This window comes from Cyclobacteriaceae bacterium, from assembly GCA_013141055.1.
Classification (GTDB): Bacteria; Bacteroidota; Bacteroidia; order Cytophagales; family Cyclobacteriaceae; genus ELB16-189.
Map to the genome: position 1 here is coordinate 466,198 of JABFRS010000002.1, position 22,532 is coordinate 488,729.

General features: G+C 43.5%; 18 protein-coding genes. 12 read left to right on the plus strand and 6 right to left on the minus strand.

Going from position 1 to position 22,532, the window contains the following annotated elements; genetic code table 11:
• Positions 1-206: 206 nt before the first annotated feature.
• From HOP08_16565 to HOP08_16595, 7 genes are all read left to right on the plus strand, one after another.
• Entirely contained in the window at positions 207-1,238 is a 1,032-nt protein-coding gene (locus HOP08_16565; protein NOT76543.1) for a rhodanese-related sulfurtransferase, read from the plus strand.
• A 62-nt stretch (positions 1,239-1,300) separates the two neighbouring features.
• A complete protein-coding gene (mog, locus tag HOP08_16570) occupies positions 1,301-1,828 on the plus strand; it encodes a molybdopterin adenylyltransferase (protein NOT76544.1) in 528 nt (175 codons plus the stop codon).
• A 9-nt stretch (positions 1,829-1,837) separates the two neighbouring features.
• Positions 1,838-2,818 (plus strand): M23 family metallopeptidase, encoded by a 981-nt coding sequence (locus tag HOP08_16575; GenBank protein NOT76545.1) that lies wholly within the window; start codon positions 1,838-1,840, stop codon positions 2,816-2,818.
• 67 nt (positions 2,819-2,885) lie between these two features.
• On the plus strand, positions 2,886-3,833 hold the full coding sequence (locus HOP08_16580; GenBank protein ID NOT76546.1) for a hypothetical protein: 948 nt from the start codon (positions 2,886-2,888) through the stop codon (positions 3,831-3,833).
• 2 nt (positions 3,834-3,835) lie between these two features.
• Positions 3,836-6,517, plus strand: coding sequence for a CHAT domain-containing protein (locus HOP08_16585; protein NOT76547.1), 2,682 nt, complete (start codon positions 3,836-3,838; stop codon positions 6,515-6,517).
• Positions 6,518-6,641: 124 nt separating this feature from the next.
• Positions 6,642-7,115: a hypothetical protein gene (locus HOP08_16590; protein ID NOT76548.1), complete on the plus strand. Its 474-nt coding sequence runs from the start codon at positions 6,642-6,644 to the stop codon at positions 7,113-7,115.
• A 6-nt stretch (positions 7,116-7,121) separates the two neighbouring features.
• Positions 7,122-9,119 (plus strand): caspase family protein, encoded by a 1,998-nt coding sequence (locus HOP08_16595; GenBank protein ID NOT76549.1) that lies wholly within the window; start codon positions 7,122-7,124, stop codon positions 9,117-9,119.
• 47 nt (positions 9,120-9,166) lie between these two features.
• Here HOP08_16595 and HOP08_16600 read toward each other — a convergent pair whose 3' ends face one another.
• The 3 genes from HOP08_16600 to HOP08_16610 are packed head-to-tail and all read right to left on the minus strand — an operon-like array spanning position 9,167 to position 12,239.
• Positions 9,167-11,419 (minus strand): TonB-dependent receptor, encoded by a 2,253-nt coding sequence (locus HOP08_16600; GenBank protein NOT76550.1) that lies wholly within the window; start codon positions 11,417-11,419, stop codon positions 9,167-9,169.
• A gap of 11 nt (positions 11,420-11,430) precedes the next feature.
• Positions 11,431-11,784 carry a heavy-metal-associated domain-containing protein gene (locus tag HOP08_16605; GenBank protein ID NOT76551.1) on the minus strand — a complete coding sequence of 118 codons (354 nt, stop codon included), beginning with the start codon at positions 11,782-11,784 and terminating at the stop codon, positions 11,431-11,433.
• Between the two features lie 53 nt (positions 11,785-11,837).
• Entirely contained in the window at positions 11,838-12,239 is a 402-nt protein-coding gene (locus HOP08_16610; GenBank protein ID NOT76552.1) for a hypothetical protein, read from the minus strand.
• A gap of 105 nt (positions 12,240-12,344) precedes the next feature.
• Here HOP08_16610 and HOP08_16615 point away from each other — a divergent pair, with 105 nt between their 5' ends.
• On the plus strand, positions 12,345-12,995 hold the full coding sequence (locus HOP08_16615; GenBank protein ID NOT76553.1) for a protein-L-isoaspartate(D-aspartate) O-methyltransferase: 651 nt from the start codon (positions 12,345-12,347) through the stop codon (positions 12,993-12,995).
• Positions 12,996-13,011: 16 nt separating this feature from the next.
• Here the strand turns inward: HOP08_16615 and thrC are convergent, their stop codons facing one another.
• The 3 genes from thrC to thrA are packed head-to-tail and all read right to left on the minus strand — an operon-like array spanning position 13,012 to position 17,717.
• On the minus strand, positions 13,012-14,310 hold the full coding sequence (gene thrC, locus HOP08_16620; protein ID NOT76554.1) for a threonine synthase: 1,299 nt from the start codon (positions 14,308-14,310) through the stop codon (positions 13,012-13,014).
• Positions 14,307-15,236: a homoserine kinase gene (locus HOP08_16625; GenBank protein ID NOT76555.1), complete on the minus strand. Its 930-nt coding sequence runs from the start codon at positions 15,234-15,236 to the stop codon at positions 14,307-14,309. Before HOP08_16625 ends, thrC begins: the two co-directional genes overlap by 4 nt.
• A 24-nt stretch (positions 15,237-15,260) precedes the next feature.
• A complete protein-coding gene (gene thrA / locus HOP08_16630; protein NOT76556.1) occupies positions 15,261-17,717 on the minus strand; it encodes a bifunctional aspartate kinase/homoserine dehydrogenase I in 2,457 nt (818 codons plus the stop codon).
• 476 nt (positions 17,718-18,193) lie between these two features.
• On the opposite strand from thrA, the gene HOP08_16635 reads away from it, so the two are divergent.
• The 4 genes from HOP08_16635 (at position 18,194) to HOP08_16650 (ending at position 22,436) form a co-directional block, all read left to right on the plus strand.
• Entirely contained in the window at positions 18,194-18,718 is a 525-nt protein-coding gene (locus HOP08_16635) for an acyl-CoA thioesterase (GenBank protein ID NOT76557.1), read from the plus strand.
• The gene (locus HOP08_16640) at positions 18,719-19,102 is read left to right on the plus strand and encodes a hypothetical protein (protein ID NOT76558.1); all 384 of its coding nucleotides are present in this window, start codon (positions 18,719-18,721) and stop codon (positions 19,100-19,102) included. It abuts the gene before it with no gap.
• 532 nt (positions 19,103-19,634) lie between these two features.
• On the plus strand, positions 19,635-21,932 hold the full coding sequence (locus tag HOP08_16645; GenBank protein ID NOT76559.1) for a sodium-translocating pyrophosphatase: 2,298 nt from the start codon (positions 19,635-19,637) through the stop codon (positions 21,930-21,932).
• 78 nt (positions 21,933-22,010) lie between these two features.
• Complete coding sequence (locus HOP08_16650) at positions 22,011-22,436, plus strand: DUF2147 domain-containing protein (protein NOT76560.1); 426 nt, start codon at positions 22,011-22,013, stop codon at positions 22,434-22,436.
• Positions 22,437-22,532: the final 96 nt, after the last annotated feature.

A 22,532-nucleotide genomic window follows, 5' to 3' on the forward strand; every position in this document is an offset into this window, starting at 1 on the left:
AAAATCAGCCGTTAAACGCCACCTTATCAGAGCTGATTTCTCACTGCAGACCGAACCAGAAGCCTGTGTTGAGTATCCATAAACATACGGCAAACCATTCCTGTTGTTACGGATTGTGAATATATTTTTTAGGACTTCCGGATGCCGGCACCGATAGACTTACCGATTGCTGAATCCCTGATCAAGACGTATTTTTGCAGTCTGGTATGAAGCCCCTGCACAATCACCTTGATAAACGCATTCTAAAGCAGCAACTGCACAGCACGCCACAAAACCGTATTACCCTCTCCTTTTATAAATACCATCAGATCGCTGAACCTAAAGAATTCAGAGATCAGCTTTACGCATCGTGGTTCCCTCTCGGAGTAATGGGCAGAGTATATGTTGCTCATGAAGGAATTAACGGGCAGGTCAGCATTGAGAAAGATAAATTCGAAGAGTTTAAATCATCCTTTCATTCAATTGATTTCCTGAAGGGCTCACGATTGAACACGGCAGTAGATGATGATGGTAAATCATTTTTCATATTAAAGATCCAGGTAAAGAAAAAGATCGTTGCCGACGGTCTGGATGATAAGAGCTTTGATGTTACCGATTCAGGAACACATGTGAATGCCCATGAATTCAACAAGCTCACCGCAGATCCTCAAACGATCATCGTCGACATGCGTAATCATTATGAAAGCGAAGTCGGACATTTCCAGAACGCCATCTGTCCTGATGTCGATACTTTCAAAGCTTCACTACCCATCGTTGAAAAGATGCTGGAAGAAAAGAAGGATAAGAACATTGTCATGTATTGCACGGGCGGCATTCGCTGTGAAAAGGCAAGCGCATGGATGAAGCATCGCGGATTCAAGAATGTGTTTCAGCTCGACGGAGGAATTATAGAATACGCAAAGCAGGTTAAAGAGCAGGGAGAAGAAAATAAATTCATCGGCAAGAACTTTGTATTTGATGAACGCTTAGGCGAACGCATCTCTGATCAGATCATCAGCGTGTGTCATCAATGCGGCAAACCCTGTGACGACCATACCAACTGCAGGAATGAAGGATGTCACTTGTTATTTATTCAATGCACAGAGTGTGCTGAAAAATTCAACGGATGTTGTTCAGTCGAATGCAAAGAAGTAATTGCACTCTCCCCTGTCGAGCAAAAAGAACTAAGGAAAGGCAAAGCTAAAGGCGCCATGATCTATAAGAAAGGTAGATCAAAGAATATCCGGTACAAGACCTGACCGTTGTATTGCCAAGTGATGAAGATGGAATGCTCCATTCTTCAAATCCTCAAACCAATTTCATGATTCGTATCGGTATTATTAACATTTCAGACAGAGCCAGCAAAGGAATTTATGAAGACATTCCCGGCAAGGCGATCGCAAGCACGCTGGATGAGTATCTCACCAGTCCCTGGGAAAAAGAGTATGCTGTCATTCCGGACGAACAGGAATTGATCAGTAAAACGCTGATTGAAATGGCCGACAACAAGGGCTGCTGCCTGATCATTACTTCCGGCGGGACCGGCCCTTCCAGACGTGATGTTACCCCCGAGGCTACGGAGGCCGTCTGCGACAAAATGATGCCTGGATTCGGGGAGCTGATGCGCCAGGAAAGCCTCAAATTTGTACCCACAGCCATACTTTCCCGCCAAACGGCCGGAATCCGCAACAAGACCCTGATCCTCAATTTGCCCGGAAAACCGCAGGCAATCCGCCAGTGTCTGGACGCCGTTTTTCCATCTATTCCTTATTGCGTAGATTTGCTGGGTGGGCCCTATCTGGAATGCAATGAATTGGTTATAAAAGCGTTCCGCCCCTCAGGTAAATAAATTATTCGAATGGCAAAGATTAAGTACTTCTACGACACCGAATCCTGTAAGTATATCCGGGTAAAAACCTCTACCGGAGACATCGTCCTTAACGCATTGGGAATCTTATCCCTCACCGTTTCGATGGCCGTAGGTCTCGTATTCCTTCACGGTAATTACTTTGAATCACCTAAAGAAGTCCGTCTCAAGAATGAAATAAAAGAGATGACCTTCTATTTTGAAGAAGCTCAGAAGAAAGTTGTAAGTCTTGATAAGAATGTAAAAGAAATGGCAGAACGCGATGATAATATCTATCGCGTTGTCCTGGGCTCAGAACCTATTGACAAGTCCATTCGTGAAGCCGGCGTAGGTGGTGTAGACCGTTACGAAGACATTAAAAACAAGGATATCGATCATGAAGAGATCATTGTCAATCTGAACGAATCATTAGACAAACTTCGCCGCAAGGTTTATATCGAATCAAAATCTCATGACGAGATCATTGAGCTGGCTCAGAACAAGGAAGCTCTTTTTGCAGCCATCCCTGCCATTCAGCCCATTCCAAAGAAAAACACTGTTGTACTTGCATCTGGTTTCGGATTCCGTATCCACCCAATCTACAAATACAGGAAGATGCATACCGGTATTGACTTCGCCGCACCCATCGGAACTCCTATCTATGCTACTGCTGATGGTGTAATTGATAATGTTGAAGTGAGCTTTACTGGTTATGGTAAAAAAGTTGAGATCAACCACGGCTTTGGATATCGCACACGCTACGCACACATGCATGCCTTTGTGGTGCGCAATGGTCAGCATATCAAACGCGGTGAGCTCATAGGATTTGTTGGCGACACAGGCCTTTCAACCGCACCTCACCTTCACTATGAAGTTTTCATTAACGGAGCTCAGGTTAATCCGGTCCATTATTTCTTCAACGACCTGAATGCTGCCGAGTACGCGAAGATCATCGAGCTTGCATCTATCGAGAATCAAAGTCTTGGAATGTAATCTTTGATTTAGCTCTATCGTATTTAGTCGTGTATCATAAACCTTAACTGTCAATCAGTACCTACTGATGATGCGAATAGCCCTTACCGTTGTCTCCATCCTATTCTCAATAACTGCTTTTTCGCAGGGCTGCAGTGATGCAGGGTTTTGCACAATGGGTGCCATGAAGCCTGATCAGTCTTTCAATAAGAAGATCAAGTTCAAGCTGAATAACATGGATCTCAGCTTCTATCGCGGAACCACTACACTCACTCCTGTTATCTATGTCGCAACACTCGACATGAATTTCAGCATCTTCAACAAGACTACCCTTCAGGTAAAGCTACCCTTTCAGCATGTTGAAGGCCGGCTCGCCACTACTTCATCTGTAAGTGATATCTCGATTTGTTTTACCCGCAACGTTATCTCCAATGATCGTTTTGATCTGAATGTTTCCTTTGGAGGCAAGATTCCAACCAACAACTCAGACTTCTCGACTTCAGAAGGAAATGCTCTCCCGATGTATTATCAAACCAGCCTGGGAACGTACGACCTTATCGCGGGTGTATCTCTCATCAACCGGAAATGGTTGCTGGCCACTGGAATCCAGGTCCCTTTGAACAGCAACAATAATCAGTTTGACTGGCATCGCTGGGTGGATAATGATCCAGATGAACTTGATTATATTCAGAAGTATGCAAACGCAACAGAGCTTCGTCGTGGGATTGATGTCATGATCCGCGTTGAACGGAACTTCAGATTCAACAGGCTCAACTTCTCTCTCGGAGTTTTACCGATCTACAGAATTACAGCGGACAAGATCACAAACTTTGCAGGACAGCGCACTTCATTTGATGCGGCAGGAAATGAAGCCATTGGTCTGGCAATGTCAGGAATTGGTACTGTAGGCTATAGCTTTAATGTTCGCTCCAGCATCAAGCTTTTACTGGGACATAAGATCACCCAACGTCAGTTTAGTCCTGATGGATTAACACGTGAGTTTGTTTCCTCTTTCACTTACAGTTACAGATTCTGAGAATGAGGAGAATCATAATCATTTCGCTTTTACTGTTCACAACCACCCTCTCCTTTTCACAGGAGTCGTGGCTCATCAAAAGAATAGATTCACTGGTGGCTATCCCCAATTATGGGGATGCTGAGAAGCTGATCATCTCCCAGGCAAACACTTCAGACTTGAAGAAATCAATTATTCTGTTCAACAGGCTGGCAGAAATTCAAATCACTCAGGGCAAACTGGATCAGGCAGAAGAGACGATAGATAAATGGATCAGCACCAAAAAAACAGACGATCCATTTCTGAAAGCTATTACTGAAACGAACATCGGATTTATCCAGCTTAACAGGTCGCGCAATGATCTGGCCTTGGAAAATCTTCAGGATGCCCTTGCTCTTTTTCAAAAGGCAGGTCAGCGCGATACAGAAGAAGCAGCGAAATGCCTCTCTTATCTCAGCTTGCTTTACTGGAGTGTTGGTAAACTCAATCAGGCAGAAGACAATGGATTAATTGCATTGCAGATCCGTCAAAAACTAAAAGGAGAAACCAGCGAAGAAGTCGCTGCATCTTATAATGATCTCGGGTTGGTCTATGGCCAGACAGATTCAGACAAAGCGCTTGAGTATTATGAAAAGGCATTGGCAGTTTATGAAAAAATGCACGGTGACGAGCATCCGAAGATCGCGATTGCCAATACCAACATCGGCTTCATCTACAATAAAATGAAGTTGTATGGTGATGCTGTAAATAATTTTGAGAATGCTGAATCGATCTGGAAAAAGATCTATCCGGAAGGTCACCCCAATCAGGCGCTGGCACTCTTCAATCTTGGATTAACCTATGGCCAGATGGGGAACAAGAAAGCCTCACTGGAGTATTATGAAAAATCACTTGCTCTGTACAAAAAAGCGTATGGTGAAAAGCATCCGGACATCTCTATTGTTCTGAATGAAATCGGATTGCTGAAATACAATGAAGCGAAGTATGATGAGGCACTCCAGAGTTTTCAGGATGCGCTTTGTGCAAACATTCCCAACTTCAATAACAGGAGCATCGCTGTAAATCCAAGAATCAACAACTACTATCGCGGTAAAATATTGTTGTATTCCTTACGCCTGAAAGCGCAAGCCCTGGAAGCAAAGCACTTTGGCAAGACCTTGCGGTTGACAGAGTTGACTTCTGCTCTCTCCTGCCTCTACTCCTGCGACAGTCTCATTGATGATATCCGATTCCACAGTTCTGATGAGAATGACAAGATTGAATTGGGAAGCTCAGCGAATGAAGTTTATGAAGATGGCGTCCGGGTTGCACATGCCATGAGTGAAATGACCATCAACTTTAAGCAGTATGAACAGGCCGCATTTTATTTTGCTGAAAAAAGTAAGTCTGCTGTATTACAGGAGTCTATTGCGGATGCAGAAGCCAAGTCATTTGCGGGAATACCTGAGGCTTTACTGGATGAAGAGAAGACCCTGAAAGCTTCGATTGCTACCCTTACCCAGAAGCTTTCACAAAAACCAAGTGTCGAAGAAGAAAAACTCCTTCGTGAGAGTCTTTTTAATCTCAATCAGAAGTATGAGACATTTACGAAGCAGCTTGAAAAGAACTATCCTGATTACTTCGACTTAAAGTATAATCAGACCACTCCTTCCATCGCAGACATTCAAAAGATACTGGATAACAAAACCGCCATCGTCTGTTATTTCATCGCTGAAAAAAATCAGCGTCTCTACTCATTCATTATCTCCAAATCTAAATTCAGGATTTATAATTCTACGATGCCGTCTGATTTTGACAGACTGATCAAAGGCTTCAATAACAGTTTATACTTCTCGGTTGCAGATTCCTATAGCAGGATCTCCAATCAGTTATCAAAGTTATTGCTGCGCGGAATCTCACCAGGATATAAAGACATCGTCATCATTCCCGGCGGAAGATTGGGCACGATGCCTTTTGAAGCCTTAAGCACATCGAAGATCATTGAACATCAGTCCTATTCAACTATTGATTACCTGGCGAAGAAATACAGTATCAGCTATGAATTTTCAGCGGGACTGCTGCTTCAGAAATCCAGATCTTCAAAACAAAGTCAGCCATCTTCGATATTCCTGTGCGCCCCTATCACGTTCCCGGTAAAAGACAACCTGGATGATCTTCCTGGTACGGAAAAAGAAGTATCCAACATTGCTCAACTGTTTGCCTCCACCGCAATGATTGCAAAAGGGACGGATGCCAATGAGAGTCTTATCAAATCAGGTAAACTTTCAGAGTACCGCTATCTTCATTTTGCAACCCATGGAATTGTTGATGAAGAGTCTCCGGAACTTTCAAGGATCTATCTTCAATCTGCTCCTTCTGAAGATGGAAATGTATTCTCCGGTGAGATCTTTAATCTAAAATTAAATGCGGACCTGACGGTATTGTCTGCTTGCCAGACGGGGCTTGGCAAATTCTCAAAAGGTGAAGGTGTCATAGGACTATCGAGAGCATTGGTGTATGCTGGTGCCAAAAATATCATGGTCTCCTACTGGAGCGTTTCCGATGAGTCAACCTCTGAACTGATGACGAGCTTTTATGAGAAGCTTCTTGCGCAATCGTCACCGAATTTTCGCGAGGCACTTCAGCAGGCCAAGACGGAGATGATAAAAAAATCAACCTACGCAGCTCCCTATTACTGGGCACCGTTTGTTTTGATCGGTTTCTGACCGGAATCAAGCAGAATTTCAAGGCTTTTTTCTAAAATTTCACTTCATATACTTTGAAAGAAATTTTGGTTTGATGTTATTGTGATAAACAAAAACCAACTATCATACCTAATCCCCCAACCCAATGAAAAAATTATTATTCCTGATTCTTTTTACCGGAGTTATTTCTGCTGCATCTGCCCAGCAACAAGAAGGAGATTTTCAGATTCAGGCTCAGGCTACCTACTTTTCAGCAGCAGGTACCAGCGGTGGCTTTCTTTATCTGAATGCCAGTAAATTCCTTACACAAAATATTGAACTCGGAGTATCTCCTATCATCAGTTTTGGAGATGGAGCTTCTGTTAATCTTTCATTATTCGGTAACTATAATTTCCTGACCTCTGATGCAAAGTTTGTTCCTTATGCGGGTGTTCAGATCCTGATCTATAATCTCGGTGGAAAAGAATCACTGACAGGCTTCGGTTTGAAGGGCGGTCTGAGATACTTCATTACAGAACGCGTTAACGTTGATGTTGGTCCTAACGTTACTTTCCTTGCCGGAACAACTGTATTTATATTCAACGCCGGTTTGGGCTTCATCATTGGCAGAAAAGGATAATCAATAATGCAACGATACATCATCATCGCACTTCTCCTGATTCAATGGCCAGCCATTGCGCAGGATGTGTACATCACACCTTTCAAAAAGTTCAGTTCAGGATTAAAGGAGATCAGTTCGATCTCCTTTTCTTCTGATTCCAAGCTGATCGCGATGAATGACACCAAGGGAAATCTTGTGATCAAAAACATGGACTTCAATGCTACCGTGTTTCAGGTTCCCAACACGGGTATTATGTATCATGAATTTATCGATACCAATACCAGGTTCATTACACTGGATAAACTGGGTAAACTCACGATCTACAATACCGCTGACTACTCTGTTGTAACAACATCGAATTTTTCCAGTGCCGTAAAGAATGCCTGCCTCGATCCAAATCTTCAGTACCTCACTGTACTCAATAAAGAAAACCAGATCGAAATGTTTGACATTAAGGCAAACATGACTTTCGGAAGGATCCCTCCTACTCCAGAACTTAAAAACTGTGCCTTCATTGGCTTTGATCGTTTTGGACAACAGCTTGCGGCGATCAGCAAAACAGGAGATTCCTATACATGGAATCCTCTGAATCAGAAATTTTTGCGTGAACTAAAATTGAAAAGCGGTGAGTTCGCAAATTCATCCTCGGTTATCTATTCTGCATCCACCAACAGTGGTGGCGACAGATTTATGATCGGTATGCAGGAAGCATTCATTCCTAAGGGAGGCTTTCAGGGAAGGAACCAGCTTGAGAGAAAGAACATGATGCTTGCTTATGACTGGATATCCGGTCAGGAGCAGAAGAGAATTCCTTTACGATACCGTGTAGACGGCATGGCACTTGGACCTGGTCCCGGACATGTCGCTTATTATTCTGAAGACTCGCGCACGATCAACTTATTGAATATTGAAAAGTCAGAAGTCGGAAGCAGTGTAGCGGTTGATGAAAAACCTACTTCCATATCTCTTTCCGATGACAATCAATTCCTCGCTGTTGGAACAGTCGCTGGAAATATCAATCTCTTTGAAGTAGTCCGTAACGATCCACCGGAAATTAAGATCTCAAAGCCCGGATTAACACGGGGCTATGGCGACCAGGTCATTAGTGAAAGCAAGCTGATGGTGGAAGGCAGCATCACCGGAAACGATAAGGTCTCTAAAGTATTTGTAAACGGAGAACCAGCTAATTTCGAAGCAGGAAAAGATTTCAACCTTGAAGTTCCTCTTGTTAAAGGAAAAAATAAAATAACGGTTTCTGTACAGAACACTGCTTCAGTTATTACTGATAAAGATTTTTATGTTACCTGTGAACCCTCCTCTGGAAAAACAGTAGTAGCAAAACCGAAAGCAGGTACACGCCTTGCTCTGGTTATCGGAAACTCTGCTTACTCAAGTGCGGCCAAACTTAAGAATGCGAAGAACGATGCAACGGCCATGACCACTGAACTACAGGCTTTGGGATTTGAAGTCATGAAAGTTTATGATGGCACGTATGAGCAAATGAAAAACGCTATCTATTCTTTCGGGGATAGAATTCAGTCTTCTGAGGTTTGTATATTCTTTTATGCGGGTCATGGACTGGAAGTGGATGGATCCAATTACATCGTCCCTGTAGACGCTGATATTCAGTCTGCGCTGGATGTAAAGTTAAAGGCTCTCCCGCTTACCGGCATTATTAAGACAATGGAATTTGCCAATGAGGAAGGACTTAACATGATCATTCTGGATGCTTGTCGTAACAATCCATTCCCAACCGGAAAGAGAAGCAGCGGCTCAGGACTTGCAAGAGTTCAGGCACCGAGCGGCACACTCATCGCGTATGCTACTGACCCTGGTTCTGTTGCATCTGATGGAGACAAGGCCAATGGACTTTATACAGGAGAACTTGTAAAGCAACTTAGAGTATCTCAGCGGATTGAAGATGTGTTTATGAACACCCGTAATGCTGTTGAGAAGGCATCGAATGGATCTCAACGACCGTGGGAAGAAGCCCGGCTCCGGGGCGTATTCTATCTCAAATGATAAAGGAAAGGTCGGCAATCACCGACCTTTCTCTTTTTCAATAACTTCTATTTGATCCGGTAGCGGAATCCTGCATACCACATTCTCCCAAATACGGGACCCCAAACCATGGAGCTGTCGAAGTATGGACCAAAAGGACTGTTGGCTGATACAATCGGATTATCAAGAGTGAAGTCCGTAAGGTTCTCAACTCCCACATAAGCACTCCATCGTTCGCCAAAATCCTTTGTCACCTGCGCGTTCATCATGATGTATGGATCTGAATATGGGGCAAGCTGATACTGCTCCGGATTGTAAATGGTGGAAGGCAATCTTTGCTTGCCAATCCGTTGCACAGTATAGTCAATAACCCAGTTGGACTTGGTTCTGTAGGATAAATTTATAAATGCACGATCCTTGGGAACAAGAGGACGCTCCAGCCTTCCCATCAGATAATCTGTTTCCACATCCAACCAACGATACGCAAGCCTGAGGTCAAACCTTCTCATCAACTGATAATCAACCTGAGCCTGGATGCTATGTGAAAAAGATTTACCCTTCAATCCAAAGAAAGCAATCTGCAGAGGATTCTGATCAAGATCGACCACAACCTGGTTCTCAAAATCAGTAAAGAAATAATCTAAGCTAATGGATCCGGGTCTGTAGTCGAGTGTAAACTCCTGAAGGAAATTCAATCCGTAGTTCCATGCTTTCTCAGGTAAGAAACCATAAGCCTTATCCGTCTGCATATTGACTCGCACAGGAGAGCGTGAAGAAGCAAGGAAGCCAGTATTCTCTGAAATAATATTTGCAACTCTTATTCCCCTTCCCGCTGATGCACGCAGAGTAGTCGTTTCAGTAAAGTTATACTTCAGGTGCAGACGTGGTACGAACAATGTTCCAAAGAGATTATGCTGATCGACTCTTGCTCCGGCAATCAAAGAGAATTTCTTTAAGTCATCATAGGAATACTCAAAGAACGCTCCCGGTACACGCTCCGTCCTGCCCAGATTGAACATAGGCCCAAGAGATGGCTGACCGATTTCTTCATCATAATCATCAAACAGAAAGCTTACACCGGTTTTGAATTTATGAAAAGTGCTTCCGATGATGGATTGATAAATAAGATTGGCATACACCGATCTCTCAACAGCATTATGCCCATTGAAGCCATAATAGCTCTTGTGCTGATGATCCAATCCGCTTACCTGAAGACCAAAGCTCTTGTAAGGTTTGTCCTTGAACTGATATCCAAGCTTTCCAACAAATTCAGAACGGTCGGTATTGATCTCCAATCCATAACGGTTTACAGTAAACTTGTCTTTCTCAGGATTAAAATCTGTCTGACCGCCCTGCTTCTCATCCTTCAGGTACTTGAAAGAAAACTGACCCAACCAACCTGTTCCTGAGTTATACACCCACCGGTTGACAAGATTGATCTGCTTACCGGTCGGGAAGTCCAGGAATGAATCATTATTCTGATCCATTTCCAACGGGCGGGCACTTCCGTGTAATAAGAATGTAGTCCCCCACTTCTTGCTGACCTGAGTGGTATAGATCACATTTGTTTCAGTGCGGGCAGAGCTATTCACATAACCGTTGACATAGAGCTTATCGCTTTCCTGAGGCTTCTTCAATTCTACATTGATCTGACCTGCTATGCTCTCATAGCCATTGATCACGGAACCCACTCCTTTCGTTACCTGAATGGAGTTGATCCATGTACCTGGAATGAATTGAATCCCCTGACTGGCAGCGAGACCTCTTACTCCCGGCATGTTCTCAATGGAGATCATTGTATTCGGGCCGGATAAACCCAGCATCTGGATCTGACGGGTTCCTGTTATCGCATCGGTAAATGCTACATCAACAGAGGGATTCGTTTCAAAGCTCTCCGATAGATTACAACAGGCAGCTTTAAACAATTCCTTCTCATCCATCACGATCGTATTGATTCCAGCAGCGTGATCAATGTGCGTAGAAGGTTTCCACCCCTGCACTGTAACCTCCTGAAGGTATACATCCGACTTCAGTTCAACCTTGATATTCGTCTGGCTATCAATTTGAATTGTGTCACTACGATATCCTACAAAACTTACGACAAGCTTTTGAATACCATCTATGCGGTCAATCAGGAATACACCGTTCTCACCGGTGGTTGCACCTTTGCTGGTCCCCAGCCAATAGACGTTTGCTCCCGGAAGCGGTTCATCCACACCCTGGGCATTCTTCTCTATCACTACTCCCATCAGCTTTTGGGAATAGGAACCAAGCGGCAATAGTAATCCAATGGCTACGCAGCCTATGATCAATGATCTCATAGAAATTCTGCTTAGTGTTTGTCTTCAGGACCGTGACCATGATCGCGATACAGGCAGCAAAAGGGAAGCTTGGAATATACTTCATCTTTAGCCTTTACTTTGTCAGTATCGTGTCCAACGGAAGCAATGATCTCGTGAATTTGTTGTTCGGTGATCTTGTCAGAATTGTAGACTACCTGCAGTTCTTTTGACTTGGTATCCCACTTAGCCAGCTTGATGCCTTTCTGGTCAAGAGCTGTTTCAATTCTGTTCTTGCACATAGAACAGTTGCCATAAACTTTAATATTGGAAGTAATCACCTTTGATTGCGCAAAAGATGTTACAGAAGAGATCGCTATGATGAAGAAAAAAATAATCGTTTTCATAAAATATAATTAAGGTTTAAAAAACAGAACATCAGGACATGGTCCTGAAAACCTTAAACAATGGAATCGTAGAAAACGAGACTGCAGAATGATTGATAGAGAGGAATCTTGGGAGGTGGTGGATTGATCTCATCTGCTTTTGTGAATGAGACCTCGCGAACAGGAAGAGTTTCTTCCCGATCTGAATACGTCATGCCAATCAAATTGAACTGAGGAAGAGTCGCCATCAATACCTGGCTGCCGGAATGATCGTCATCGATCTTAAGAATTTCATGCCTGTCATCACAGCAAGGCATAGGAGCTTTTGCTATTACAGCACAAATGCATTTTTCAGTGGAAAACGAGAAAAGGGAGGAGTTTTTTTCCCGGCCCATACAGTAGTGAGTGGTTTTGGCCACTCCCACTGTGAGGGTCAGGTACACAATAGTGAACGCTATGGCAAAATAGTTTCTCATTGTGCATTAGAGAACTTCAAAGTAGGCTTATAGGTTTCAAATTTCCTAAGAATATTAAAAAACTTTGTTTTGGTCCAAAAAATGGGCTTTTTAGCATTTAAATCCATGATCGAAGATAATTACAAGCAAAGGGGCCTCCGGGGCAAACTGGTCAAAAAACTGGCCCAAAAGGGCATTAAGGACACTCTGGTGCTGGATGCCATTGGGAAAGTGCCAAGGCATGCCTTTTTCGATGATGCCCTCCTGGGTCACGCCTATGAGGACAAGGCCTTTCCTATCGGACATGGGCAAACAATATCCCAGCCTTATACGGTTGCCTTCCAGACTGAAAAGCTGGAAGTAAAAGCCGGAGACAAGGTGCTGGAAATCGGAACCGGCTCTGGATACCAGGCGAGTGTGCTGCTGGAAATGGGCGCCAAAGTTTATACCATAGAATATAACAGGGAGCTCTATCAACATACCCGTGATTTCCTTCCGGGACTTGGATACAATCCGCATTTCTTTTTTGGTGACGGATCAAAAGGACTTCCGGTGCGGGCGCCGTATGACAGGATCATTGTAACAGCGGGTGCGCCTGTTGTTCCGGATGCACTTGTTGAACAATTGGCGGAAAATGGTATTCTCATCGTTCCTGTTGGTGATCGTGAAAAGCAGAAGATGATCAGGATCCGTCGGAAGAATGGAAAGCTATTAAAAGAAGAGTTTGACTTCTTCTCGTTTGTTCCATTGCTGGGGGAACAGGGCTGGAAGAAATAAGTTATTCCCAGTCTGTTTATAATTTCATCAAATATGATCGGAAGTCTTCAAATGAATTACTCATTTGAACTGACTTCTTCTCTCCTATCAGGAATTTTGTAAGTCCTTCCGGCAACGGGATGGATTGGCCAATAGAATTCTCTACTACATCTTTGAATTTGCCTGGATGTGCCGTCTCAAGAAATATCCCATTGCAGGGTGGATTACTGATAAGATAATCTTTCAATCCCAGGTAGCCAATCGCTCCATGCGGATCGAGCAGGTAATTCCTTGAGAAGAAAACATCCCTGATTGCTTGTGAAGTTTCATCATCGGTAAAGTGAGCACCGCGGATATCTTTTGAGATCCTCTTAAGGTCGCTCTCATACAAATCCATAAGTCTTGCAAAATTACTTGGATAGCCCACGTCCATTGCATTGCTTAATGTAGATACAGATGTCCGTGGAGAAAATATCCCGGTCTTCAGATATTTTGGAACAATATCATTGATGTTGGTTGCAGCAATGAACTGATCCACTGGCAGACCCATTCGCTTCGCCAGTACACCTGCTGTAAGATTACCGAAGTTTCCACTTGGCACTGAAAACACTAATGGGAGATTCCGGTCTTTGAGCTGAGCGAACGCATTGAAATAATAGAATGACTGTGGAAGAAGCCGTGCAATGTTAATGGAGTTGGCGGAAGTCAGTGACAGGTTCTTTTTGAGTGTCGCTTCTGCGAAAGCCTGCTTTACCAGACTCTGGCAATCATCAAACGTTCCATCAATCTCAATGGCAGTAATGTTCCCGCCAAGGGTAGTAAACTGCTTCTCCTGAATGTCACTTACTTTTCCGGAAGGATATAAAACGATGACTCTTGTGCCCGGAACATTAAAAAATCCATTGGCGACAGCGCTTCCTGTATCTCCGGATGTCGCCACGAGTACGGTAGCCTTATCATTTTGTCGTTTTGCAAAGTATCCTAAAAGACCTGACAGAAATCTTGCTCCAAGATCTTTAAATGCAAACGTAGGGCCATGATACAGTTCAAGTGAGAATACACCCTGCTCTATTTCAACAAGAGGTGTGTCAAATGATATTGTCCGATCAATGATCTTCCTAAGTTCATTTTCAGGAATGGATCCATTCAGAAAATTTGAGGCGACATCAAATGATGTCTCTGCAAATGACTTGTTTGAAATGCTTTCGAGATACTGTTTTGGCATGACCCGAATTGATTCAGGCATAAACAAGCCTCCATCCGGCGCAAGACCAATCTTAACAGCATCTTCGAAAGAGACGCAATAATTACGATCACGTGTACTATAAAACTTCATGACAATATCTTTGCTCCCTCCTGATTAACTTTTGAAATGTAAATCTCAGCAGGCAGATTCATTTTCATAAAATGCTCTGCTGCTACTTTCCCCGCTTGCTCCGCTGACAACTGATTACTGCTTAAAGCAAAAACCGTTGGGCCTGATCCTGAAATTCCAAAACCCAATGCTCCTGCATCAATCACCTTCTTTCTTATTTCATTAAAACCAGGAATGAATACCGATCGGGTGGGTTCTGCGATGACGTCAAACAACGATCTTCCAATCAATGCATAATTCTGTTGCATAAGGCCAATCATGAGCGCGGCAATATTTCCACTTTGAGACACTGCATCCGATAGTGAAACAGTAGATTTCAGAACTTTCCTGGAGTCTTCTGTCTTTAGTTCAAGATGCGGATGAATGAGTGTGCAATACAGTTCTTCCGGTGAGGAAACGTTAATGACATCCAGCGGCTCATACGATCTTATCAAAACAAATCCTCCCAATAAAGAAGGCGCAACATTATCGGCATGAGCAGATCCGCATGCAATACGCTCTGCCTCCATTGCGTGAACGATCAATTCTTTTCTTGAAAGTGGATTACCCATTAAATGATTAATGGCAATCAAAGCTGCTACAGCGCTTGCCGCGCTTGAACCCATCCCACTTCCCAACGGAAGCTTTTTGATTAATTCAATTTCAACTCCCTGCGAACTTCCCATTCTATTCAAGTAAGATTGAACAGCAACGCTGGCGGTATTCTTAAGAGGATCTGATGGAAGCCTTCCGTTATCTCCGGAAATACTTTTGATCATGATGCCCGTTTCATTTCTTAAAGAAACCACAACTTCATCTGCAGGGCTTTCGACAGCAAATCCCAGCACATCAAATCCACAACAAACATTGGCAACCGTCGCCGGCGCCGAAGCTCTTACACTGTTCATCTTATTTTTCAATTCGTTCGTTGCTCACCTGACGGAATAATTTCCAATCCTTATAATGTCTGCAAATACTCCTGCTGCTGTGACCTCCGCTCCTGCTCCCGGTCCACGGATCACCATCGGCCGGTCATGATATCTCTCTGTGGTTAGTAAAATAATATTATCACTTCCCTTTAAAGAATAGAAAGGATGATCATTCGGAACACTCACCAATGAAACTTTTGCTTTTCCATTTTCCAGCACCGCCATGTAACGGAGTTTCTGATTGGATGTCTCTGCTGTTTTTCGAAGACCCTCAAAAGTATGATCATGTGATCTAAGTTTTATGAAGAACTCCTCCACGCTGGCAATACTCAAACAGTCTTCCGGAACAAGTCCCTTCACTTCGATATCAGACAGCTCCAGATCAATACCCGATTCACGTGATAAGATCAGCACCTTGCGGGCGACATCCATTCCATTGAGATCATCACGTGGATCCGGTTCGGTATAACCCAGGTCCTTTGCCTCTTTAACAATCTGGCTGAATGATTTGCCTTCTGAATACGAACTGAAAATGTAATTGAGCGTTCCACTCAGCACGGCTTCGATGCGTATCACCTTATCACCGCTAAGAAGCAGATCATTCAATGTATTGATGACAGGCAATCCTGCACCCACGTTGGTTTCATATAAAAATCTGACTCCCCTCTTTAATGATATGCTCTTTAAAGAATGATATTTATTTATGGATCCCGAATTTGCCTTCTTATTAGGCGTAACAATAGAGATGTTTGAATCCAGTATATTCTCATAGTGATCGGTCACCTCCTCACTTGAAGTGCAATCAAGGAAAATACTGTTAGACAAGTTCATCTGAACCATCCGATCCAGGAATGATCTCATGACCATTTCTTCACCATTGGATTTTAAGCGGTCAATGGATTGCAACAGGCTTAATCCATTTTCATCAAAGAGCATCTTCTTACTGTTGGCGATACCAACAACATTGACCTCCAGCAAATTCTGTGAGGATAACTTACTGTATTGAGCATTGATCATCTTCAGCAATTCTTTTCCGATCAGTCCTGTACCGACCAGAAACAGATTGACCACACGCTTGTCGGAAAGGAAAAATGCTTCATGCAATACATTCAGTGCCTTGGCAACATCTGACTCTTTAATAACAGCAGAGATGTTAAGCTCAGAAGAGCCCTGCGCGATGGCAAATATGTTCACACCACTCTTTCCAAGAGCATGAAACATTCTGCCACTGGTACCGGGATTATGCCGCATGTTTTCACCCACAATGGCAACGATTGCCAGGTCACTTTCGACAGAAACGGTATCCATTTCAAGCGACTTGATTTCATAGATAAACTCTCTTTCAATGGCGGCCTTCGCTCGTCCGGAAGAGCCACTCTCTACGGCTAAACAGATCGAGTGTTCAGAGGATGCCTGGCTGATCAAAATGATGTTCACATTCTCTTTTGCGAGGGCGGCAAACAATCGCATGGAAACTCCCACGACACCCTGCAAACCCGTTCCCTGGATGCTTAAGAGGTTCATTTTACTCATGGAAGAAATACCTTTGATAATCAGGTCTTTACCATTGCCATCACGGCAGATGATGGTTCCTGGAAATGCAGGGTTGAAGGTGTTCTTTATCCAGATGGGAATGTTGTTCACCATGGCAGGTTGCATGGTGGCAGGAAAGATCACCTTGGCACCGAAATGAGAGAGTTCCATCGCCTCCTCATAGGTCATTTCGTTTACCGTAAAAGCCTTGCGGACTTTGCGTGGATCGGCAGTCATCATACCATCCACATCGGTCCAGATTTCAAGAGATGTTGCTTTCAATGCTGCTGCTAGAATGGCGGCAGTATAATCCGATCCACTCCTGCCTAATGTTGTTGTCTCACCGCTGTCAGAAGTTGCAATAAAGCCCGTCACGACCTGAAGTACGGAATGCTTCACGAAGTAATCCTGAATCAAATGATTGGTGGTTGGGAAGTCAACCCTGCCATGACCAAAGTGGTTATCGGTACGAATGATCTTCCTGGCATCGAGAAATTCACAGAGAAGCTTTTCATTTAAGAATGCTTCGCTGATAATGTACGCTGACAACCGCTCTCCAAAGCTCATGACGAAGTCAAGCATTCGCAGCGTTCTCTCTTTTACGAGATAGATGCCATGAATGACATCCTCCAGTTCATTGATGATCATTTTAACATTGGCAAGGATTCCGCTTTGTCTTTGAATATCAATCAATGCACGCACGGCATCCATATGACGATCCTCGATCTGACGCAAGGTTGTCTTGTACGTAGCAACGCCTTGCAGTGCCTCATCACTTAGTTTGATGAGAGAATCCGTAACACCTCCAAAGGCAGAGAATACAAGAACCGTTTTACCAGGTTCACAGTAATTTTTCACAATCTCAATAACAGCTTTCACTCTTTCAGGAGTCGCCACTGAAGAGCCTCCAAACTTCACAGCTTTCATAACAGGATTGAATAGATAAAATGAACATCATTCCTCTCGAAGAGGGATATGACAAAAACTAATACAGTTGGGTAATGGGTATGATCGGGCGCTACCCCGTAATGATGGTAGTAATTGTAGAGATAATATGAGTTGTAGCGCTTTGCATGGTAACTAACCTGAGCAAATACGCACAGCAAACAGTGGATTGCAAATTATTTTTATGATTTTTGCGCGGATTAATGGCTTACTAACATTTAATAGGGTGACCGTTGCTGAAGAATTTTACACACAACCAGGACTTCTTATTTAAGAATCGGAAGCGCGAAAAATCTTGCTTTAGAGTAAAAGAAGCCACTTTTTGGGCATCTTTTCAATAATGGAATCTGCAGACAAACTGTGAAGAATGAAAGGAAGCAGTCACATTGAATTATCCAAAGAAAAAAGACTTGCAAAAGAGAGGGTTCAGGTATCTTTCGGCATATTATTGATCAATCATGGAACGTAAAAAGAAAACACCAAAGGAATCATTTGTGAGCATGACGGAACTTGTGCTTCCGAATGACACCAACACATTGAATAACCTGATGGGCGGAAGGCTTATGCACTGGATGGATGTTGTATCGGCCATCGCAGGGCAAAAGCATTGCAACAGCATTGTTGTGACTGCATCTGTTGATAATATTTCATTCCGCAATCCTATTCAGCTTGGGAATGTGGTGACACTAAAAGCCAAAGTAACCCGTGCATTCAATTCTTCTGTGGAGATCCGCATTGATGTAGATGCCGAGAATATTCCGGAAGGAAAGAAGGTGGCCAGCAACTCTGCATTCTTTACGTTTGTTGCAGTCGATAAGCAAGGTAATCCTGTTGAAGTTCCGGAAGTTGAACCGGAGACTGAAGAAGAAAAAGAAATGTATAGCGGAGCGTTGAGAAGACGACAACTTCGTTTGATCCTTTCCGGACGAATGAAACCTCATGAAGCGCATGAACTAAGATCCATCTTTGATATCAAAATCTAAATGGAACAATCAAATCCATTCAAATCTGTTTACGGTGAGGAAGTATATTCCATTCCTACACCCGTTACAGTTATCATCGGCATTTCATGGAATGATATAAAGGAAGAGCAAAGAGTGTTGCTTTCTAAAATTCTTCAGGCTGTACGACTATCACTGGAATCAGTACGCATTGTTGAAATGACACCGTTCGATTTGTCGGCCATGATTGAGAAGCCATCAAAAGTTCTGGCATTCCTTGCTCCTCCCAAAGGTCTGGCCAGCTATGAAGTAGTGCAGACAGGTGATACCTCTATTATCTTCTCTGATCCTCTGGATATTCTTATGACGGATGATGCGGCAAAACGCAAGCTCTGGAATACGCTGAAAAGTCTCTTCTCTGCTTAAATTATTCTGACCATTCTCCTATCATTCTGTGATAGGAAGGCCTGTTTCAGGAATCCTACACGGTTTCAGGACTGAGACTTTCCCTTAAATCGAGGGGGGTGGCCACTGGGTAGCCACTGGGTCCCCAGTGGTCAGCCACTCTTTTGAGTGATTTTCTATGAATTGATGCTGGAAACGGTGGTGCACGCTCAAAAAAGTGTGCAACTGAGCAAATTATCAGGTTTTTGAATTCCAAACTTGCTCTATTTCGTCCCACTGAATAGTTATGCAGAGAACTTTTCAGGGCTTTGGGGACAGGATTGTTAACAAAAAAGAATATCGGTGGGTTCGGGGTAATGGAAAAGAGAAAAGAATAAGTTTTGGGAGCTCAACATACCCTCTGTATTGCAACTAAACACCCCTATTTGCACAAGAATTCCTTTATAAAAACGCTGTTTTGGTAATATTTGGGCTTCTTCTATCTTTGCGGGACTTTTTTAATGCCCTGTTGTTGCACGGCCTTAAACAATACTAAACCGATCATAAAAAGCGTATGCAAACACTACTCTATTCTCTCCCCGTATTTGGACTTCTGGGGCTACTTTATGTTGTATGGAAAAGCGCCTGGGTTGCCAGACAGGATGCAGGAACAGATAAAATGAAAAAAATTGCAGGACACATTGCTGAAGGAGCAATGGCTTTCCTGAAGGCTGAGTACAAAGTGCTGGCTATTTTCGTTGTGTGCGTTGCTGTTTTGCTTGGAGTAACAGCGAGCAGTGAAACCTCTTCTCCCCTGGTAGGTGTTTCTTTTGTGCTTGGAGCTTTCAGTTCAGCGTTGGCTGGTTTCATTGGAATGCGTGTTGCTACTAAAGCTAACGTAAGAACAACCAATGCCGCCCGTACAAGTCTTGGTAAAGCTCTTGAGTTAGCATTTACCGCAGGTTCGGTAATGGGTATGGGTGTTGTTGGAATTGGAGTTTTAGGACTCAGTGTTCTATTCATAATATATGCAGGAATTTTTGGAGTCGATACACAGGCTGGACTTAATCAGGTGATTACTGTTATCACTGGATTTTCATTCGGAGCTTCATCCATTGCTCTCTTCGCTCGTGTAGGTGGTGGAATTTATACAAAGGCTGCTGATGTTGGCGCTGACTTAGTTGGAAAAGTTGAAGCAGGTATTCCTGAAGATCACCCGCTGAACCCAGCAACCATTGCTGATAACGTTGGTGACAACGTAGGTGATGTTGCCGGTATGGGCGCAGATTTATTTGAATCCTATGTTGGATCAATTGTTGGTACGATGGTGTTGGGAGCTGCTTTCATGGTTCCAGGATTTGTTGATAATTTTGAAGGATTGTCTGCAGTATTGTTGCCCCTCGCACTTGCTGCGGTTGGTATCGTAATGTCATTCCTTGGAACCTTCTTCGTTCGGGTTAAAGAAGGTGGAGATCCACAAAAAGCTCTTAATACAGGAGAAATTGTTTCTTCTGTTATCATGATCGCTGCATCATGGTTCATCATCAAATGGATGCTTCCAAACGAATGGTGGTTCAAGGATCCACTCTATGCATGGTCAGATCCAGAAAAAGGAAATCTTTATACTTCCACAGGGATTTTCGCTGCCACCGTCATCGGACTTGTTGCCGGTGTTGTCATTGGTTTGATCACTGAATATTATACTGGTATGGGCAAGAAGCCTGTCCTTTCTATCGTACGTCAGTCATCTACAGGAGCTGCTACGAATATCATCGCAGGTCTTGGCGTTGGAATGATGTCAACCCTATGGCCAATCCTTGTTATCGCTGTTTCTATCATCGGAGCTTTTGAATTCGGTGGTCTTTATGGTATTGCGATCGCAGCGGTAGGTATGCTTTCAAATCTTGGAATTCAATTAGCTGTGGATGCTTACGGACCTATCTCTGATAACGCCGGTGGTATCGCTGAAATGTCTGAGCTTCCTAAAGAAGTTCGTTCAAGAACGGATAAATTGGATGCTGTTGGTAATACGACAGCCGCTATCGGAAAAGGTTTTGCTATTGCATCTGCAGCGTTGACTGCCCTCGCATTGTTCGGTGCGTTCATGACAACTGCAAAGATCAGCACCATTGATGTATCCAAAGCCAATGTAATGGCCGGATTATTCATCGGTGGTATGCTTCCATTTGTGTTCTCAGCCCTTGCAATGGGTGCAGTAGGTCGCGCTGCCATGGCGATGATCGAAGAAGTGAGAAGACAGTTCACAACTATTCCTGCTTTGAAGGCCGCTCTGGACCTGATGAGAAAGAATGGTGACAAGCCGGTAGAAGAATGGTCAGCGGAAGAACAGAAAGTATTCCATGATGCTGATGGTTCAGCCGAATATGGTAAGTGTGTAGAGATCTCTACCAACGCCGCTCTAAAAGAGATGGTTGTTCCAGGAATTATGGCGGTTGTTGTACCGGTAGTCATTGCCTTCACTCCTTTCTTTGGTGTTGAAGCCCTCGGTGGAATGCTCGCAGGTGTTACAGTATCCGGAGTATTGATGGCGATCTTCCAGTCCAACGCCGGTGGTGCATGGGATAATGCAAAGAAGAGCTTCGAAGAAGGTGTTGAGATCAATGGAAAAATGTATTACAAGAAATCTGATCCACACAAAGCAGCGGTGGTTGGAGATACTGTAGGAGATCCATTCAAAGACACTTCAGGTCCATCATTGAACATCCTGTTGAAATTGATGTCAGTTGTGGCACTTGTAATTGCTCCTCTTTTGGTTCCTGAAGAATCTGCTACTGCAAAGAAGGAAAAGGTAAAACCTGCAATTGAAGTAGTTACCAAAGCATCTACAGAAATACCCGTTGTTGGTAAATAACTAACAGCTTAATTCTTATTGAAAGAGCCACGATAATCGTGGCTCTTTTTTATTACTTTCGGACAAAGCAAACCTCCTATGCGACCTGCACTTTTATTGGTTCTTTCCCTCCTGTTCAACCTGACTCAGGCACAAACAATTGTTGGCAAATGGAAGACCATTGACGACAATACAGGTGAACCAAGGTCCATCATTGAACTGACAGAGACCAGCGGCAAGATCTTCGGAAAGATCGTAAAGCTGTTCCCCCGACCTGACCAGGATCCGGATCCGGTCTGTGATAAATGTGAGGAATCTGATCCCAGATTTAAAAAGAAAATCATAGGCATGGAGTTCATCCGGAATATGCAGAAAGATGGTGCTGAGTACTCAGGAGGGGACATTCTTGATCCCGAAAACGGTAAAGTTTATAAGTCAAAGATCTGGCTGGAAGGCAAAGATCTGAAGGTAAGGGGTTACTGGGGACCATTCTATCGTACTCAGACATGGCAAAGAGCGGAGTAACCAGTTAACGGAGAATAACGACACTTATCCCGATGTATCATTCACTCAACTTAAACTAAGGTTACCACCGTGGCGTACCGCGTATTTAAAACGGGA